The organism is Mariniflexile fucanivorans, assembly GCF_004341235.1.
Taxonomy (GTDB): Bacteria; Bacteroidota; Bacteroidia; order Flavobacteriales; family Flavobacteriaceae; genus Mariniflexile; species Mariniflexile fucanivorans.
In genome coordinates, this window is the sequence record NZ_SLUP01000009.1 from 107,634 (window position 1) to 128,839 (window position 21,206).

Here is a 21,206-nt window from a genome sequence, read left to right on the forward strand (position 1 = left end):
ACAATTATGAGCAATAAAGTTTCGATTAAGGAGAAAATAGGTTACGGATTAGGAGATGCAGCAGCTAATATTGGCTGGAGAGGCGTAGGGACGTTTTTGTTCATATTCTACACCGACGTTTTTGGTTTAGATCCTGTGACCGTAGGTGTGCTGTTTTTCGCAGCGCGTTTAAGCGATGGTATCAGTGATATAGCGATGGGGCTTATTGGCGATCGCACCAAATCAAAGTATGGTAAATTTCGACCATGGATTCTTTGGACCGCCATTCCTTTGGCGATAAGTTTAGTGCTACTTTTTTCTAGTCCAGACTTTAGTAACTCTGGAAAAATTATTTATGCTTATATCTCTTACCTCTTTTTTACCCTTATGTACACCGCCAATAACATACCTTATGGTGCGTTGATGGCAGTTATGTCTAGTGATGACAAAGAACGTACTAGTATTGGGGCGTATAGAATGGTAGGTGCCTTTGGAGGAGGGATTCTTGTTCAGGGAGCACTACTCTTTCTTATTGCCTATTTCGGAAATGTAGATCCTTCAATAGCGATCTCAAAATTGGAGAACAACACGTATCAAGTTGAAATTGCTGCCACAAGAGATGTAGAGAATGTTAACATAAAAACTGAAGATGGAATCGCCACTTTTAAATGGAACGATGACCGTAATTTGGAAAATACACCTACTGTTGGTAAGAGCTTCAACATGGAAGCAGGAGAAACGTATTCCTTTATAGTAGCAGGCGAACCTAATTTAACTTCTGATAACTTGAGGATCATTGATCAAAAAAGAGGTTATAGCTATTCTATGCGTATCATGTCTGTTGTGCTTGCGCTTTTAATGTTTGTTACCTTTTATACAACTAGAGAACGCGTACTACCACTTAAAGGCCAGGAAACTAATTTAAAACAGGATTTTAAGGATTTGATGACCAATAGGCCATGGTGGATATTGCTTATTACTGGATTATTTTCAAGCTCTTATAACGCCATCAAACAAGGTATTATCATTATATATTTTGCTCATTATATACACAATCAATTATTGGCCGCATCCTATCTTGTAGGCTTAATGTTGGTCTCTATTGTAGGTGCGATTTTGATGACTCCACTAAGTAATAAATATGGAAAACGTAACATGTTTATTTATTCTTTGCTTATTTCAGGAGCTGTTATATCACTTCTAATATTTTGCGATTCAACCGCTGTTGTTGCCATTTTTACAATTGGTCTGCTTTCAGAACTTATAGGAGCTTTCTTTTCTAGCTTATTCTTTGTAATGTTAGGTGATGCTGCAGATTATTCAGAATGGAAAAATAACCGCAGAGCTACAGGGCTTATTTACTCTGCAGGATCTACTGCAACTAAATTTGGTGGAGGTATTGCTGGCGCTATCATTGGATTAATTCTAGGTGCCTTCCACTATAATGGTCAGGACGCAACTACTATCGAAGGAGCCATTCCTGGCATAAAAATGCTAATGAGTTGGGTACCTGGTATTGTTGCGGCTATTGGAGCTGGAATAATGCTGCTTTACCCGCTAACAAAGAAAAAAATGAGTGAGATAACGTCCGATTTAGAACAACGACGACTTGAAGCCGCAGCCTTAATTACTGATTAAAAAAAGGGTAAACCTAAATTTTTAAAAAAAGAAGCTTAAATATTTATGAAAAAAAATAGAATCATTTGTTTTGGAGAAGTTCTTTAGGATGTCTTTCCTACTCAAAGTATATTATTTTTAGCAATTTTTATTTACAAGGGTTTAAACCCATTGGATAAATGAACCAAAACGTTTTTACAACATTGTGTAAAGCTTGTATGGTGACTCTGCCCGGAAACAAAAAGAAATCTCTATAAGAAATTAAAGCTATTTGGGAAGTCTAAAAACATTTATGATTTAATAAGGTTTAAAAGTTGTAATTTTAACTAAGTTAGGTTGCAATGCCAAATATTTTTATTTTATGAAACCAATATTTTATTTTTTTGTGGGCTATTTATTTCTAGTTAGCACCATTACTTGGTCTCAAGAAACCAAACAAAAATATCAATTTGTTAACATAAAAGAGAATGTTTCTAAGATTGGTGCTTATACCATGATTCAAGACCAATATGGTTTTATGTGGATGGGAACCAATGGCGCAGGTTTAAATAGATTTGATGGGATTAATTATACCTCTTATAAAAATAAGTTAAACGATGTCACATCATTAAGTAATAACAATATTTACTGCTCCTATAAAGACCATAAAAACAGATTGTGGTTTGGCACAGAAATGGGTCTTAATCTATACGACCACAAGAAAGATAAATTCAAGCGAATATCGTTTTCTGGATTTGGAGACCATAGAGCAAACATTGCTGTTAGAAGTTTAGCGGAGGATAATAAGGGCAATTTATTTGTAGGCACTTATGAACATGGATTATTCAAGATGAATTTGGATAATTTTAAAATTGAAAAGATAGTAAGTCAGGGATCTAATACGCAGGAAACTATATCGATACATTCGCTTCGATCAGTCTCTAATGGAAAGATATATGCTGGAACCGATCGGGGTTTAAAAGAATTTGATACAAAAACAAATACGCTTAAATTATCAAAGTTTAAAACAAAAAAAGGTATTGAGTCCATTTACCACCCCATTCAAAGTTTATTAATAGCTAATAATAATTTATGGGTTGGAACGATGACTGATGGATTATTTAAAATAAATAAGATCAGCAATAAAGAAAATGAATTTAAAAGCCTAGATCATTTTGCAGTTTCTGAAAATCGTATAATGTCTATTATTAAATTATCAGACGGAACGTTAATGAGTAGTACTGAAAATGATGGGTTATTTCATTTAAACGCTGATGGTCAAATTATCAATCATTATTTAGCTAATAAAACAGACGTTAAGGGCATCGTAGCTAACTCCATTTGGTGTTTATTTTTAGATCGTAACGAACGCATTTGGCTTAGCTATTATAATGCAGGAATTGGTGTCTATGATAAATTATATGATAAATTCAATCATATAGAAAGTTTACACAACAACTCTAATTCTTTACAGATTGGGTCTGTTACAGCCATTACAAAAGACCAATCGGATAATTTTTGGGTTGGTTTAGATGGGGGTGGTATTGATGTTTTTAACCCGAAATCAAATCAGTTTACCCATATTAATTCATCAGCAAACAAGGTGTTTTCGGGCTTAATTAACGATTACATTGAATCATTATTTATAGATAGTAATCAAAATATTTGGGCAGGAAGTTGGAACAAGGGCTTATTTCTATTAAAAAAAGGATCTAAAAACTTTGTCAATTTTACTATAAAAAACACAAATGGAGATTTAACTTCTGATAACGTAATAAGCATCGATGAAGATTCAGAAGGTACCATTTGGTTTGCAAGTTGGGATAAAGGCGTACACTCCTATAATCCAAGCACAAATAAATTCACGCATCACAAATCACAGCCTTTTTTAAAAAATGGAATACAAGATAGTTATGCAAGAAAAGTATTGATTGACAGAAAAGATAATTTGTGGGTTGCTACTACAGATAAAGGCTTGTTTAAAATTAAAAAATTAAAAGACGGCAACTTTTCTATTGTTTCTATGGCACTTAGAATGGCTAAAGAATTCAATAATTATGCTACCGCTAATCATGTTTTGGCTCTTTACGAAGGTAGTGATGGCTTAATTTGGATTGGAACAAGAGGTGCCGGTTTATGTAAATACAATCCTGATGCCGATACGTTTACATGGTATAATACATTAAATGGACTTGAAGCCATAAATATAACTGGTATTATTGAAGATTTAAAAGGAGATATTTGGCTTAGTACCCATTCTGGTATTACGAGATTTGATATTGCTGCCAACAGTTTTACAAGGTTTACAAAAGATGATGGACTGCTTTCAAACGATTTTAACGCAAATGCTAATTTTAAAGATCATCAAGGGAATATTTATTTCGGAAATTATCTTGGCATTGATTATTTTGATCCTTCAAAAATTAGTGTTAACGCAACGTTGCCATCATTATATTTAACAAGATTTAAATTATTTAATGAAGATGTTTTTCCTAATCAAAAAAGTTCTCCGCTTATTAGTGTTATTGGAGAAACTAAAAATCTTACTTTAGATCATACTCAATCTGTCTTTACCATTGAATATATAGGTGTTAATTATACGCGACCAGAATTGAACCAATATGCTTATTACTTAGAGGGCCTAGAAAAATCTTGGAATTATGTTGGCAGTTTAAAAAGTGCCACATATACAAACTTAAAACATGGAAACTATACTTTTAAATTAAAGGCGGCAAATAGTGATGGTAAATGGACAGAAATACCATTAAGTTTAAAGATAACCGTTTTGCCACCTTGGTGGAAAACTAACGAAGCCTTGTTTTTTTACATTGTATTATTGCTTTTGGGATTCTATTTATTAAATAGAATGGCACAAATAAGGCTCAATAAAAAACAAGAAATTGCCCTTGAACAAAATATGAGATTACAAGAAAAGGCATTAAACGAGAAAAAGTTTCAGTTTTTTACCAACATATCTCATGAATTTAGAACACCTCTTACATTAATAATGAATCCTCTTAACGATATTATTAGAGATGATAGTTTAAACCTTCCTTATAGGGTAAAAGAAAAACATAATATTATACACAAAAACACAGATAGGCTTTATAGATTAATAAATGAACTTTTAGATTTTAGAAAACTAGAGCTAAATAAAACAAGAGTTAGTGCAAGGCAATTAAATTTAGTGGACTTTACCAAAAACGTTTTAAGTTATTTTAAAGAAGAAGCATTAACCAATGATATAGACCTTAACCTAGATGCGGACCTAACAGATATTACTGTATGGGGTGATGAAAAAATGTTAGAAAAAATTATTTTCAATATTTTATCAAATGCCATAAAAACAACCCCAAAAGGAGGTACTATTAATGTTGATCTCCAATCTACAGACAAGCTATATATATTACCTTTAGTAAACGAAACAGAACCAATTAAGGTGGTTGAAATTAGTATTTCAGATACTGGTGTAGGAATTGCAAAAGAAGAAGTAGAAAGAATTTTTGAACGATTTTACCAAGCTGAAAACTTAAATAAAGGATACTATGGTGGCACTGGTATTGGTTTAGAGGTGGTTAGAGAATTTGTTAATCTGCATAAAGGTAAAATTGAAGTAGAAAGTGAGGTTGGAAAAGGAAGCACATTCAAAATTATATTACCTGCTGGAAAATCGCATTTTAATGAGAGTGAAATAGCAACAGAAAAGATAGAGCAACAATTTAAAAACGAATCATTTACCCCTACAAATTCTTCAATAGAAGCAGAAGAAAAAAATAGCAGTGAAAATCAAAGCAGTCCTAAATACACCTTGCTGGTCGTAGAAGATAATGCAGAACTTAGGGATTATTTAAAAAATGAGATTGGAAATGAATACAAGGTTTTAACAGCCGAGAATGGAAAAAAGGGATTAGAAATAGCAAAAGAATCGCTTCCTGATATAATAATTACCGATGTTGTAATGCCAGAAATGAATGGCTTCGATTTTTGTAAAAAAATAAAGACTGATATCAGCACAAGTCATATTCCGTTGTTAATGCTTACTGCTAAATCTCAAATTGATGATAGAATGGAAGGTATTGAATTAGGAGCAGATGCTTATATGGTAAAACCTTTTGATATGAGGTTGTTGAGGTTGCGTTTATCACAACTAATAACAAGCAGGCAATTGATTTTCAATAAATACTTTAGCCTTATTACCGATATTCCAGCAAATATTAGCACCACTTCTTTAGATAAAGAATTTATAGAGAAAGTTTTAAACTATATTAACGCTAATATTGGTGATCCAGATTTAAATGTAGAATTACTTGCTTCGCAATTAAATTTAAGTAGAAGTCAATTTTACAGAAAAATTAAGGCACTCACAAACCAAACGGCTAATGAGTTTTTAAGAAACATCAGACTTCAAAAGGCAAAACAAATTATTGAAAAAGGAAATACTAATATTAGCGAAGTTTGTTACAAAGTAGGCTTTTCTTCACCCTCATATTTTACAAAATGTTTTAAAGGCTATTTTGGAATATTGCCTACAGAAGTTGAGTCAAAATCTTAACGACTTTAAAAATCAATATTTCTTAAAATAATAGTCCCGAAAGCTTTCGGAACTGTTATTTGGATTCCCGTTTTATTCATTTGATGCTATTTTTATAATAATCAATTCATGAATCTTACGATTTAACAGGAATGACAATTTCGTCGAAAACCTCTATACAAGCATCTGGGCATTTTTTTATAAAAATTTACATTATAAATTCATACAATTACCTTAGCATATAATTAGAAAATTTAGCTAGATTTTTTTAAAGATTAAAATTATTAGCCAAGAACAAACCTGTCATATATTCTAATTTGGAAATTACCTAAAGAGCTGTAAATCTTAGCGTAATGGTAACTATAAAAAATGTCGCATCATATATATCAAATGTTGCACGGCACTCACTTAAACATAAAATTGCTTCAAATTCACCAATACTTGCACTATTAGTTATATGTATAATTTAATATTTATTTAACATTTGTGAAATATGAAACTGAAGTCATTAAAATGGAATAAAGTTGTAGAGATACTTCTAATGGTTTTAGTTATTGCACTATTAGTATTTCTTGTCGTATTCATTTTTTAAAAAGACTCCTCAATATCTAAGTTCATTAATTAATAACCTTAAAAACTAATTAAGTACTAATTCTAAACTAAATTTTATGAAAAACAGATTATTAAAAAAATTAGTGCTTCCAGTATTTTTACTACTAGGGAGTATTATGTATGCACAATCGGTATCGGGTACTGTTTCCGATAAATCAGGGCCAGTTCCTGGTGTAAATGTACTGGTTAAAGGAACAACGACTGGAACCGTTACAGATTTTGACGGGAAATTTGATATAAGCGTTAGCAAAGGAAGCGTTTTAGTCTTTTCGTATGTTGGCTATTTAACCCAAGAGGTTAACTATACAGGGCAAGCATCAATTAACGTATTACTTCAAGAAGATGCAGCACTTCTAGATGAAGTAGTGGTGGTTGGATATGGTTCTAAACAGAAGAGTTTAGTAACTGGAGCTATTTCTAGTATTGATTCTAAACAAATAAAAAGTTCATCAAATCAACGTGTAGAACAAGTTTTACAAGGTAGAACATCGGGTGTAACAGTTTCTTCTTCATCAGGTTCCCCTGGTCAAGGTGCTCAAATACGTATTCGTGGTGCAGGTTCAAGTGGAAATTCAGATCCTTTATATATTGTTGATGGTATGAAGGTGTCAAATATATCAACTATAGCCCCTGGTGATATTGCGAATATCGAAATTTTAAAAGATGCTGCTTCTGCTGCAATTTATGGTACAGAAGGAGCCAATGGAGTTGTTATTATAACAACTAAAGCGGGCCGTAGCAGTAATGGAGGCGTTAAAGTTGGATTTAGTACACAGCTAGGTACCCAATTTGTTAAAACAGATATGGAATTGATGAATTCTTCACAGTTTGTTGAATATATGAACGAAGCAGGAATTAGTTCGGTAGTAGATAACGGAGTGAATACGAATTGGTTAGACGCTATATTTGAAAGTGCGCCAATTACACGTTATGATTTAAATATATCTGGTGGCGATAAAAAATTATCATATTATGGGTCTTTTGGGAGTATAAAACAAGATGGTATTGTTGGTAAAGAGAATTCTTCTTTTAAGCGAAAAACCTTCAGGATTAATTTAAAAAGCGAAATAACAGATTTTATAGAAGTAGGTTATAACGCTACTTACTCGCTTTCTGATAGATTAGGAATTCAAGAAAACAGCGACACAAGAGGTGTTATTCAAAATGCGATAGCACTGGATCCATTAACTCCAGTAACATATGCAAATGAAAGTGATGTTCCACAAAGTGTTCTTAACAATCAAATAATTGATAATGGCGATGGTACTTTTACAACCATTCCCTTATTAAGAGATGGTAATGGTAACGTTTATGGTTACCCAACCTATTCAACAGGCGAATTTGTAAATCCTGTAGCTTTCGCAAATGTAATGAACAAGACAACATATGATGAAAATCAATCTATTTTTTCAGCATATTTAAAACTAAAAGTTATTGAAGGGTTATATATTACTACTAGATATGGTAGAGAAAGCGGTAAAACAGATGAAAAAAACATGATAAACCCATATTATGTATCTTCTGAAGCTGCTAATACAACCTATACGGGGTCTCAAAATTATAGAAAAAGTAGAAGATGGTTATGGGAGAATTTTGTAAATTATGATAAGACTATTGGTAAGCATAATTTCGCATTATTAGGAGGTTATTCCGCTGAAGACACCGATGGTTCTACAATAATAAAAAGAAGTGGATCCATAGCTATTGAAGATTTTACAGGTTTCGATTTTGATTTAGCAGCTTTTAACCAACAAATTGATCTGGTAGACCCAACGGCAGATAATATGGTGTCTCTATTCGGAAGATTATCTTATGATTATGATGGTAAATATTTATTTGAAGGTTCTTTAAGATCTGATACTTCTGATAAGTTCCCGTCAGCAAATAAAACAGGGACTTTTCCTGCTGTTTCATTAGGTTGGGTTTTATCTAAAGAAGATTTTTGGAAGCAAGATTCTAAAATTGATTATCTAAAATTTAGAGGAAGTTGGGGTCAAAATGGTAGTAAATCGAACTTAAGTGGAAATTCTGATAAAACTTATGTTACCTCGTTTTTAAATGGTCAAGAAATTGTTTATGAAGGGGTTACGGGGGCTCAAATTACAGCTTATGCTAATCCTGATTTAGTTTGGGAAACATCAGAGCAACTAGATTTAGGGATGGATTTAAGAGCGTTAAACAGTAAATTAAGATTCTCTATAGATTATTACACAAAAACGACGAGAGATGCTATAGTTTCAGATGGTTCATTAATTACGCCAGGATCTGCGGGATTTGTTTCTAACGAGTTTAATTCAGGAACCATTGAAAATAAAGGTTTTGAGTTTGAACTTGGCTATGGCGATACAACTACAGGCGGTTTATCTTATAACTTTAGTGCTAATTTATCTACTTTAAAGAATGAAGTAAAAGAAATACTTTTTGTACCGGAAGGCACCTCTTTAGTGGGTGCAAGTGCCCCTCAAAACCCAGATGGTGTTACTAGGTTTTCCCAAGGGCTTCCTTCTTGGTATTTTTACGGTTATAAAACCAATGGTATAGATCCAGCAACAGGAGAAATAATTAAAGTAGATACCGATGGTGTTAGTGGTATTACCAGTGCCGATAAAACCATGATAGGATCTCCACACCCAGATATGTTGTTTGGTGGTAATATAGCTTTAGGTTACAAAGCGTTCGATTTTAATTTACAATTTCAAGGTACTATAGGTAATGATATTATGGCAACATTCTATCAACCTTCACGTCCAATAACAAATAAACCTGTACATTTTTATACCAATAGATGGCAACAAGCTGGAGACAATGCAAGCTTTCCTTCTGCAGCCAATGCAATAAGCGCATATGATACAGATTTAGTTGTTGAAGATGGATCTTATATGAGAATTAAACAAATACAACTTGGGTATACATTACCACAAAATTTGGCTAATAAATTAAAATTAGATAATCTTAGACTTTATGTGTCTTTAGATGACTATTTCACATTCACGAAGTATAGTGGTCTTGATCCAGAAATTGGAAACTTTGACTTCAAATCAATAGGTGTAGACAGAGGGTTTTACCCAACAGCTGCTAAAGCATTATTTGGATTGTCAGTAGAATTTTAACAAAAAAAAATAAATTATGAAAAAAATATTTTTAACACTTATAGCTGTTTCGTTTCTTGGCATATATGCTTGCGACGATGAATTTACTACTAATCCTAAGCCTAATGTAGAAGCATTAGACACTTACTTTCTTGAAGAAGCCAATGTAGAAACTGCCATAATTGGTATCTACGATTTAATGCAATTTAATTATACTCTAGACTGGAGTAGTGTCTTTTTTGTAAAGTTACTTCCAGGAGATGATGCTGGTGCCGGAGGAAGTGGTCCTAATGATCAATCACAATTACATGAGATAGATGACTATGCTAATGTATCTTCTTCTAATGCTTCAATTACTAGTGTTTGGAATTTATTTTACAGAACCATTGCATTATCAAATTTGGTTATAGAAAACATAAAAGATAGTGATCTTAGCAATAAGCAATCGGCCTTAGCCGAAGCTAAATTTTTGAGAGCTTGGTGCTATTTCGAACTTACCACTATGTTTGGTGATGTTCCTTTAAGGTTAACAGTGCCAGCAGTAGCTACAGATTTTGGTATTGCTAAAACCTCTAGAGCCGATATATATGTACAAATAGAAAGCGATTTAACCGATGCTATTGATGGATTGGCAGATAAATCTGCTATAACAGATAACTTTAGAGTCTCTAAAGGAACTGCACAAGCATTAATGGGTAAAGTTTTAGTATTTCAAGGGAAAAATTTAGAAGCCATTCCTTATTTCGAAAGTGTCATTTCTAATCCAGCACACGATTTAGAAACTAATCCAGCAGACGTATGGAGTGTTAATCATGAATTTGGTATTGAATCATTATTTGAAATAGGCTATATTTCAACTTCTGCTAGAGATTGGGGTAACTTTGCTTGGGGAGGTAGAAACGAGAGTAACACACACATACAATTAATGGGACCTCGTGGTGATGGTATTTTTGATCTTACCGGAACTGGGTTCTTAAATGGCTGGGGCTTTAACCTCCCAACAAGTAAGTTAGTAAATGCTTTTGATGCCGCTGGCGATGTTAATAGAAAAGCAGCAACAGTAATGACTGAAGCGGAATTAATTGCAGCTGGTGGCGCTGTAGACCCTTCTAAAGCAACGGGAGGCGTCATTGAAGACTACCAAGGTGCAATTAGAACTAAATATATCACAAAAAATTCAGATACATCTGCTGATGGTGTAAAAGAGCTTAATTATAGTACTAACTGGAGAGTGTTTAGATATGCTGAAGTATTATTATTAGCTGCTGAAGCTTATAACGCAGAAGGGCAGGATGATAAGGCAAGAATTGAATTAAATAAAGTAAGAAACAGAGCTGGTTTAGCTGATGTTTCTGATACACTAGCGGGCACGGCTTTATTTGACGCCATAGTAAACGAAAAATTCTTAGAGTTTGCGCATGAAGGTCAACGTTTTTGGGATTTAGTGCGTTGGGGTAAGGCTTCAACCGAATTAGCTGGAACAGGATATACATCTAAAAATGATTTATTCCCTATTCCAATTACAGAAATAGATAAAAATTCAGAATTAACTCTAGCTGATCAAAATCCTGGATATTAATTAAAAATTAGTTTAGTTTTATTGAGTTAGTTTAGTTTATTGTTAAAACAACGTGGTAAAACACGTTGTTTTTTTGTTTAAGGAACAATGATATTTTAACCTAAAAAAAGAATTGTATATCCGTTTTTTGTCATAAAAAAAATCTGCGCACATCTGCGCAACCAGCGGGAAATAAAAAAAGGTGTATTGCAGATTTACCCCGCAGATTTACGCAGGTTAAAAACAAATATTTATTTTTCCGATGCTATAAAAATATTATTGTAATGGGACAATTTTCAGAGTTAAGATACTTTACGGACAATCAAAAAATGAATCAATAACTTACGCATGTTGTGTTGCTTAAAAAATACTTCACTTTTACAATAGTTTTAGCCATTTTATCTAGTTGTAATAAAACTGATACTATTGCTAAGGATAAAATATTTAGATGCTATTTCTACAGGAATTGATTTCAAGAATATTTTAATTGAAAACGATGCTATAATTATTTTAACTATTCCTGTATTTGTACATAAGGGAGGTGTTTTTACTGAAGAGGTATTAATAACGATGGTTTAATCATATTCCTGAGTATGCAGGAACTTATTGGGTTTAATTCCCCGACGCTTTGCGTCGAAATAACAAGAGATTTTCTTTTTAGAAACCTCATGTTCATGTCCTTGGGTTGAGGTAGTTCATTAGATCCTTTTTTATGGAAAAGCAGGTTACTACCCATTGAAGTTCAATTTTCAAGCATCAATCAGGTTTTAGTTGATGATTATGACGACGGAAATTTAGACCCACTTATTGCAAAGAATGATGATTATCTTCAATTCTTAAAAAATTAAGTACAGTATAAAAAACAGTTATAAAGACAAAACAACAAACGAAATTCTATCAATTCTCTAATTAAAAACTTAAAAAAAAGACTGATAAGTTTTTTAAGACTTCAAAACCTTATTTAACGGTTATTGTAATCATTTTAGAAATGTTATCTGAAGCGTTTCCAACATAAACTATATAATCACCTTTTTCTAAGTTCCAATCAGAAATAGTTTCATCGTAAAACGCTAAAGAGTTTACGGGGATTTTAATAGTTACTATTGAGTCTTCTCCAGATTTTAAATTTGTTTTCTGATAACCTTTAAGTTCTTTTAAAGCGCGCTTCACCTTTGATTTTGGTTTTCCAATATATACTTGAACAACCTCTGCGCCTTCTTTAGCCCCTGTATTTGTTACTAAACAAGAAACATTTATAGAGTCCTTTTGAGTATATTCTTTTTTATCTGTCTTAATTTCAGATAAACTAAAAGACGTATAAGAAAGTCCATAACCAAAAGCATATAGTGGTATTATTTTTTTTGTATCATGCCATCTATAGCCAACCAATATATCATCTTTATAATGTTGTGTCATATCTACTCCAGGATAAGATATTTCACCAAAGGAATGGGCTGAATTATCTTCCAATTTAGCTGGAAAAGTAAATGGTAGTTTACCTGAAGGATTTACATCTCCACTAATTACATCAGCAATACTATGTCCTGCCATACTTCCTAAATACCAAGTTTCAACTAACGCATTTACTTTATCTAACCATGGCATTTCTACTGCGTTTCCACTTATTAGAATGAATCCAATATTTTTATTTACTTCATAAATGGCATTTAACAATTCTTCTTGACCAAAAGGCAACCCAAATTGCTGTCTGTCATCACTTTCACAATCTTGCCAATGATTTTTATTTAATCCACCTACAAATAAAACAATATCTGCTTTTTTTGCAGTTTCCACAGCAGCTAGTCTTAAAGAATCTTGGTTCATGGTTGGGGGTAAAACTTTATCATAATTGAAAGCACCAGATTCGTAACCCATAGTATGTAATATTGTAGCATTTTTAAATCGAGCCTTAATGCCTTCTATAGGAGAAATTTCGAATTTAGGTTTAAGCTCTGACGAACCACCACCTTTAGTCATAGAACGCGTAGCGTTTTCTCCAATTACGGCTATTATTAGTCCTTTTTTGTCTTCTATTGGGAAAAAATTATCTTCATTTTTTAATAATACGATACCTTCTGTTGCAACTTTTCTAGCAACCTCATGATGTTCTACATTATTGGCTTTACCCAATGGTCTATTAGCGCTTAGGTTCGTTCGGTACATTAACCTTAAAATTCTTTTAACTTTATCATCCACAACAGATCCTGGGATTTCTCCGCTTTTTAATTTCTTTAGAAATGGATTGGCTAAAAAGTAATAATCGTAATGATTTGCAATATTTGCACCAAGACCATCAGTACCAGTTCCCATTTCCATGTCCAAGCCATTAAAGGCGGCTTCCATGGTATCATGCGTTGAATTCCAATCACTAATTACTACGCCATCAAATTCCCAATCTGTCTTCAAAATTTTATTGAGCAACTCATGATGTGTAGTTTGCTGTCCTCTAAATTTATTATAAGCACCCATAATAGACCATACTCCAGCATCCTTAACTGCAGCTTTGAATGCAGGTAAGTAAATTTCATGTAATGCCCTATCGCTAGCTTCAACATTAATGGTGAATCTATTATGCTCTTGGTTATTTAATGCGTAGTGTTTAACACATGCAGCAACTCCATTTTCTTGAACCCCTTTAATATATGGCACAACCATGGTTGATGCTAAAAAAGGGTCTTCACCCATATATTCAAAATTCCTTCCGTTAAGTGGTGTTCTATATATATTTACACCTGGACCTAACAACACATCCTTTTTACGATATCTTGCTTCCTCGCCTAAAGCGAAACCAAATTGACTAGAAAGCTCTGGATTAAAAGATGCAGCCAAACAAGTTAAAGCAGGAAAAGCCGTAATGGAGTCGTTTGTCCAACCTGCTTCAGACCAATCGTCCCAACTAATTTCTGCTCTTACCCCATGAGGACCATCACTCATCCAAATTTCTGGAATCCCTAATCTTTCAACACCTTTCGTACTAAATTTAGATTGTGCATGGCACATGGCTACTTTTTCTTCTAAAGTTAATTTTTTAAGTATATCTTCAATTTTTTCCTCAGTATCTTCAGATATTGAATGTTGTGTTTTATTAATACTATTTAAAGTTTGAACATCTTGTTGTCCGTACAATACTATTTGACTGAAAAAAGTACATATTAGAAAAATAGATACGTGATAGTTGGCATTAAAAGTAATTTTCATAAATGTAATTGGTTTTGTTTATTAAAAGAGTATGCTTTAAAAGCAAATTAATTGAGTGCCCAAAGCGTATAGGTAAAATTACCTAAAACCAAACATTTTGTATAAAACAAATACAGCAACCATTAAGATTTTTGTTGCATGAACCTCTCAATATATAAAGAATCCTTAAAATGGGTTTGTGCGTTGACTTTTAATTAGCAATTGGCAGTTAAATGAAATGTTGCAGCCACATTTAATTAATCAATAACAAGTTTCATCGCAATAGTTTGAAAGAAGGAGCACAAAACCTTTTAAATATGAAGATTTTGGGAATATCAGAATACAATTACTTTGATGCAATATGTCAAAACTTAATTGCTAAGGATAAAGAGGTTTTATTGAGTTTTAACAACTTGACACTGGATTGAAGTATTTATGATTTTGAAAGATTTCCTGCTGTTAAATGGAAATTACAAAAACTGAGAAAGCTTAAAGCTAATAACCCAGAAAAGTTAAAAGAGCTTCAAATTTAAAGAATAGTTAATCAAAAATTGACAACCTTATGCAAAGCATCATTATCATTTTTTTATAAAAACAGCTTGACAAGAAACAATAAATACTGTTGGAAGGTAAAAATCGGTTTACTTTAGGCATTGGTCATCTTGCTATTCAACTAATAAGACTGCCAGTGATTAATTCTAATTAGGTTTAATTTGTGGGTTTTTTATAATTCAGCTTGGATTTTTTAAATACAGATGCCTCGAAAGACTTTAATACATTTGAGTTATTATTATTTTCTAAAGTTTTTCGTTGATAGATTCTCTTCCACTTTGTATATTGGTTACCTTTAAAAAAGACATTCTATAGAGCATATATAGATTTTTCAAGAATCGCACACCTAAAAATGCAAAAAATAACCTATATTGCACATATAAATATGCAACATGGAGCAATTACTAGAAAAATCGGTAGCATTGGTACAGCGAATAAGTACCGAAAAAAAGCGGTATTTATACAATGAAATTAACTGGAACAACAGATTAATAGGTATAAAAGGTGCTAGAGGTACTGGGAAAACGACCCTTTTGTTACAAAAACTAAAAGAATTAAAGTTGTTACCAACCCAAGGAACCTATTGGTCTTTAGACGATTTTTATTTCACAACACATTCATTGGTAGAAACTGCCGAAACATTTTTTAAAAAAGGCGGGCAATATCTTTTTTTGGATGAGGTACACAAATACGAAAATTGGTCTATTCATATAAAAAACCTGTATGATTTTTATCCTGACTTAAAAATAGTGTTCACGGGGTCGTCCATAATCGATATTTCTAGAGAAGAAGGCGATTTAAGCAGACGGATGTTAATGTACACCTTACCGGGACTTTCATACCGTGAATATTTGGCGTTTAATGATTTGTATAATTTTGAACCTATTACTTTGGAAGACATACTTTCCAAAGACCGTAAATGGGCCGAAATGTTTCCTGCGGATTTTAGACCATTAGAGTATTTTGAAGATTATTTGCAATACGGTTATTATCCATTTTCCATAGAAGATAAACAAGGTTACGCCACACGGTTACAACAACTGGTGCGCTTAATTGTGGAATACGATATGGCAGAACTAAAGGGTTTCGATGTGCGTAATGCAAAAAAAATGTTGCAATTACTTAACGTGGTTGCCGCTAATGTACCCTTTCAGCCCAATATCACCAATATTGCAAAAAAAAGTGATATCCATAGAAATTCAGTGGTAGCCTACCTTCATTTTTTAGAGCAAGCCCAGTTGATAAAATTATTGTATGCATCTGGAATTAGTTTGGCAACACTTCAAAAGCCCGAAAAAGTGTATTTGGACAACCCAAATCTCGCCTATGCATTTTCAACATCAAGCCCAAATGTGGGGAATTTAAGAGAAACTTATTTTATTTCCCAAGTTTCAGTAAGGCATAAAATTGCTTACCCAAAACAAGGAGACTTTTTAGTTGATAATACGTTTACTTTTGAAGTTGGAGGTAAAGATAAAACTAGCAAACAGATTGATTCTGTAAAAAACGGTTTTGTGGTTGCAGATGATGTTGAATTCCCCATAACTAAACTACCACTTTGGCTATTTGGATTTTTGTATTAATACCATAACACCTTACCAACTACCAAATCCCGTTAAATAACATCAAAGGATACTTGAAAGGTTAAAATAATGTTAAAAAGGGGCTAATTCGGTGTCAGTAAAATTTTTACCCTCTGAAACCCCTTTAAAATAAGGGAATTTCATATTTTGGTTAGTTCCGCCTTGAGTACTAAAAACGTAATCACCTTATAATAAGGTGGTTGCGTTTTTTTGTTCATCATTTTTAAACTTTAAAATAGTGAATTCTGTGTTACACATTATAATGTGTTTCTTATACCTTAAGTTTTAATTACCTTTGCAGAACTTAATACATACGTTTATGATATATTCAATGACAGGTTATGGAAAATCTGTTTTGCAATTACCCACCAAAAAAGTAACGATAGAGTTAAAATCGTTAAACAGCAAAAGTTTAGATTTAAATGCGAGAATGCCTTCTATCTACAGAGAGAAGGAATTGGCAATTAGAAAACTGCTAGCAGATAATTTGGAACGCGGTAAAATAGACTTTTCTATTTATGTGGAAGCGACTGCGGAAGATACTTCAACACAAATTAACACCCCCGTTGTTAAACAATATATAGAGCAATTACGACAAGTAGTTGATGGCGATGCTATTGAATTATTAAAAATGGCGGTACGTTTTCCAGATGCCTTGAACACAGTACGTGAAGAAATTGACGAAAATGAATGGGAATTGATTGCTTATGAAATTGATAACGCGATTAAAGATTTAAATAGCCACCGTTTAGATGAGGGGAAAGTATTAGAACAAGATTTTAATAAACGTGTGTCTATTATAGATAATTTATTAGACCAAGTGATTGCTATAGATCCTGAACGTATTGAAGGGGTTCGTGAACGCTTATTAAAAGGCGTTGAGGAATTAAAAGAGAAATACGACGAAAACCGTTTTGAACAGGAACTGGTATATTACATTGAAAAGTTTGATATTACAGAAGAAAAAGTGCGTTTAAAAAACCATTTGAATTATTTTATTGAATGTACAAATTCCAAAGATTCCAACGGAAAAAAACTAGGGTTTATTAGTCAAGAAATGGGACGCGAAATAAACACCATCGGTTCAAAAAGTAATTATGCACCTATGCAACAGCTAGTAGTGCAGATGAAGGATGAATTGGAAAAAATTAAAGAACAATTATTGAACGTATTATAAGCAATACGCTTTATGTCAAACGCTGCTTTGCCTAAAGCATATAGTTTAGTTTACAGCCATAAATAAAGTATTCGTGACAAAACAAAACACCACAACAAAAGGAAAGCTTATTGTATTTTCTGCGCCATCAGGATCGGGAAAAACAACTATTGTTAGGCATCTATTAGGCTTAAAGGATTTAAACTTAGAGTTCTCTATTTCGGCAACTTCCAGAGAAAAACGCGGAACCGAAGTAGATGGTAAGGATTATTATTTTTTATCGTTGGAAGCGTTTAAAAACAACATTAAAAATGATTCCTTTTTAGAATGGGAGGAAGTATATCGTGATAATTTTTACGGCACTCTAAAAACCGAAGTGGAACGCATTTGGGCCATGGGCAAAAATGTAATTTTTGATATTGATGTGTCTGGGGGACTTCGTATTAAGCGTAAATTTCCTGAAGAAACCTTGGCTATTTTTGTGAAGCCGCCAAGTATTGATGAGTTGAAAATCAGACTTAAAAACCGTAAAACGGAAACGGAAGACAAAATAAATATGCGTGTTGCCAAAGCATCGGCTGAATTAGCAACCGCACCACTTTTTGATGTTATTGTAGTGAACGACGATTTGGAAAAAGCACTTGCTGAAACTGAAAAATTGGTGAGTGATTTTGTTAATTCTTAAACCAATCACATGAAAATCGGATTGTATTTTGGCTCTTTCAACCCCATACATATTGGGCATTTGGTTATTGCCAACTACATTGCGGAATACAGCGATTTAAATGAAGTTTGGTTTGTAGTAACACCACACAACCCGTTTAAAAAGAAAAGCAGTTTGCTGGATAATTTTCAGCGTTTGGAAATGGTGTACCGCGCTACTAAAGATTATACCAAACTAAAACCTTGCGATATAGAATTTAACTTGCCGCAACCCAATTACACCATAAATACCTTAGTTTATTTACAGGAAAAATATCCCAATTACGAGTTTTCTTTAATTATGGGTGAAGACAATTTAAAGAGTTTTCACAAGTGGAAAAATTACGAGGTTATTTTAGAAAACCATCATATTTATGTATACCCACGGGTTTCTGATGAAAAAACCGAAACTCAGTTTGAAGGACACCCAAAAATTCATTCTGTTGATGCACCCATTATGGAACTCTCTTCTACTTTTATCCGAAACGCTATAAAAGCTGGTAAAAACATAAAACCGATGTTGCCAGAACACGTTTGGGCGTATTTGGATGAAATGAATTTTTATAGGTAACTAATACCTGATTTGGTGAAAAAATCTACTACCTTAGTTTGAGTATATAAGCTAATGAAAACCAAATTGCATATTTTTAAAGTTGTTGCCAATCATTTAAGTTTTACAAAAGCTGCAGAACAATTGTATATTTCACAACCTGCTGTATCTAAAACCATTAAGAATTTAGAAGAAACTTATAAAATAACACTCTTTTCAAGAAAAAGAAACTCCATTGAGCTGACCAATGAAGGGAAGTCTTTTTTAATTTATACCAATAGAATATTAGATATTCATACAGAAATGGAGAACCAGTTTTTACATCAAAAAACAATGGTTCCAGATTTAATAAATTTTGGTGTGAGCACTACAATCGCTAACAATATTATTCCGAAAGTGGTTGCGAAATTTAGAATTCAATTTCCAAAAACATATTTTGAGATAATCAGTAAAAATTCTGAAGATATTGAAGAGCTCATCCTAAATCAAACCTTAGATTTTGGTATTACAGAAGGAAAAAATACACATCCTAAATTACAATTCAAAAAATTTATTAAAGATGAAATTGTACTTGTAACAAATGCAAAAAACAACAGTTTCAAAAATGGTGTTATTTCCAAAGAAATATTGCAAGAACTACCCATTATTGGTCGAGAGATGGGTTCGGGAACGAGGGATATTATTTACGATGTACTACATGATTTCAGTATAAAAAGACTTAATAATGTGGTCACCCTAAATAGTACAGAAGCTATTAAAAACTACTTGTATTATTCTGATAATTATGCATTTATATCAATTCATGCCATCTCAGAAGATTTAATTAACAACAAATTAAAGATAATTGATATTAAGGAATTTGCTATTGAAAGATGGTTTTACTTTGTATCAAGAACAGGTTATCAATCAAATGTAATGAGTTATTTTGAACAGTTTATTAAATCTAACTATAACTTTTAGTTATTCTACATAGTAAATTACTTTGCTTAAAGGTTATGTTATAAATCTACATTTGTATCGGTTAAATATAAATCGATATGAAAGATGTGATTATAAAAGCAGTTTATTTAGTTATAGGAATTATTGCTTTAACGGGATTAATTAATAGTCCAACTGCATTAATTCTTGGTTTTCTTTTTACTCTTATTTTTAAAAACCCTTTTAAAGCTTATAATCATAAAGTGATTAATTATCTTTTGAAAATTTCTGTAATAGGGCTTGGTTTTGGAATGTTTATTAAAGAGACTATTGAAACAAGTAAAGAAGGGTTTGTTTTAACCGTTTATTCTATAATATTAACAATCAGTTTAGGCTTTTTTCTAACTAAATTATTAAAAACAGATTTAAAATTAGGACATTTAATAGCCTCTGGAACTGCTATTTGTGGTGGTAGTGCCATTGCAGCAATATCACCTGTAATAAAAGCTAATGGTAAAAACATTAGTATTGCTTTAGGAGTTGTTTTTTTATTAAATTCCGTTGCTCTGTTTTTGTTTCCAGTTGTGGGTCACTTATTCCATTTAACGCAGGAACAATTTGGCCTATGGTGTGCCGTAGCCATACACGATACAAGTTCGGTTGTTGGTGCCGCCGTAGGCTATGGAGATGAAGCATTGCGTATCGCAACTACGGTAAAGCTTTCAAGAACCTTATGGGTTATACCTTTATCCATTTTTTCGATGTTTATTTTTAAAACAAAAGGAGAAAAAATTAGAATTCCATATTTTATTATTCTATTTATAATTGCCATAATTCTAAACAGTTACCATATTGTACCAGAAGCTGCTACGAATATTATTGTGGTAATTGCTAAAAGATTATTAATATTAACTCTATTTTTAGTTGGTTCCGTAATTTCAATAGAAGATATTAAATCTACTGGACTAAAACCACTTGTGTTGGCATTGAGTTTATGGCTATTTATTTCCATTTTCTCTTTAATTTATATCATATTTTAGACTGTTCTAATAAACTTTAGAATTTCAAAAGTAGATAAACGGCGATGTTATTTAAAAAACAGATTAAAACAAAAACCCCATGCTTCCATAAAACAGTTGGATATATTGGGATGAGATTAATTTTTCTCCAGTAAAAAGCACTTTATTTTTATATAAAATGTTT

Annotated in this window: 12 protein-coding genes; 11 read left to right on the top strand and 1 reads right to left on the bottom strand. The window is 32.5% G+C overall.

Translation table 11 applies throughout. The features are described 5' to 3' along the window. Positions 1-6: 6 nt before the first annotated feature. From EV196_RS17035 to EV196_RS19950, 5 genes are all read left to right on the top strand, one after another. Entirely contained in the window at positions 7-1,617 is a 1,611-nt protein-coding gene (locus tag EV196_RS17035; RefSeq protein WP_132218985.1) for an MFS transporter, read from the top strand. A 340-nt stretch (positions 1,618-1,957) separates the two neighbouring features. Next, complete coding sequence (locus EV196_RS17040) at positions 1,958-6,127, top strand: hybrid sensor histidine kinase/response regulator transcription factor (protein WP_132218986.1); 4,170 nt, start codon at positions 1,958-1,960, stop codon at positions 6,125-6,127. Between the two features lie 647 nt (positions 6,128-6,774). Next, positions 6,775-9,828: a SusC/RagA family TonB-linked outer membrane protein gene (locus EV196_RS17045; RefSeq protein WP_132218987.1), complete on the top strand. Its 3,054-nt coding sequence runs from the start codon at positions 6,775-6,777 to the stop codon at positions 9,826-9,828. A 16-nt stretch (positions 9,829-9,844) separates the two neighbouring features. Then, positions 9,845-11,386 carry a RagB/SusD family nutrient uptake outer membrane protein gene (locus EV196_RS17050; RefSeq protein WP_132218988.1) on the top strand — a complete coding sequence of 514 codons (1,542 nt, stop codon included), beginning with the start codon at positions 9,845-9,847 and terminating at the stop codon, positions 11,384-11,386. A 405-nt stretch (positions 11,387-11,791) separates the two neighbouring features. Next, the gene (locus EV196_RS19950) at positions 11,792-11,944 is read left to right on the top strand and encodes a hypothetical protein (protein WP_165876190.1); all 153 of its coding nucleotides are present in this window, start codon (positions 11,792-11,794) and stop codon (positions 11,942-11,944) included. Between the two features lie 378 nt (positions 11,945-12,322). Here EV196_RS19950 and EV196_RS17055 read toward each other — a convergent pair whose 3' ends face one another. After that, positions 12,323-14,563 carry a beta-glucosidase family protein gene (locus tag EV196_RS17055; protein ID WP_132218989.1) on the bottom strand — a complete coding sequence of 747 codons (2,241 nt, stop codon included), beginning with the start codon at positions 14,561-14,563 and terminating at the stop codon, positions 12,323-12,325. 923 nt (positions 14,564-15,486) lie between these two features. On the opposite strand from EV196_RS17055, the gene EV196_RS17060 reads away from it, so the two are divergent. The 6 genes from EV196_RS17060 (at position 15,487) to EV196_RS17085 (ending at position 21,043) form a co-directional block, all read left to right on the top strand. Continuing rightward, positions 15,487-16,677 carry an ATP-binding protein gene (locus EV196_RS17060; RefSeq protein WP_132218990.1) on the top strand — a complete coding sequence of 397 codons (1,191 nt, stop codon included), beginning with the start codon at positions 15,487-15,489 and terminating at the stop codon, positions 16,675-16,677. A 319-nt stretch (positions 16,678-16,996) separates the two neighbouring features. Then, a complete protein-coding gene (locus EV196_RS17065) occupies positions 16,997-17,854 on the top strand; it encodes a YicC/YloC family endoribonuclease (protein WP_132218991.1) in 858 nt (285 codons plus the stop codon). A 73-nt stretch (positions 17,855-17,927) separates the two neighbouring features. Then, positions 17,928-18,518, top strand: coding sequence for a guanylate kinase (gene gmk, locus EV196_RS17070; RefSeq protein WP_132218992.1), 591 nt, complete (start codon positions 17,928-17,930; stop codon positions 18,516-18,518). 9 nt (positions 18,519-18,527) lie between these two features. After that, complete coding sequence (nadD, locus tag EV196_RS17075; protein ID WP_132218993.1) at positions 18,528-19,106, top strand: nicotinate (nicotinamide) nucleotide adenylyltransferase; 579 nt, start codon at positions 18,528-18,530, stop codon at positions 19,104-19,106. 54 nt (positions 19,107-19,160) lie between these two features. Further along, on the top strand, positions 19,161-20,045 hold the full coding sequence (locus EV196_RS17080) for a LysR family transcriptional regulator (RefSeq protein WP_132218994.1): 885 nt from the start codon (positions 19,161-19,163) through the stop codon (positions 20,043-20,045). A 77-nt stretch (positions 20,046-20,122) separates the two neighbouring features. Continuing rightward, the gene (locus tag EV196_RS17085; protein ID WP_132218995.1) at positions 20,123-21,043 is read left to right on the top strand and encodes a YeiH family protein; all 921 of its coding nucleotides are present in this window, start codon (positions 20,123-20,125) and stop codon (positions 21,041-21,043) included. Positions 21,044-21,206 lie beyond the last annotated feature (163 nt).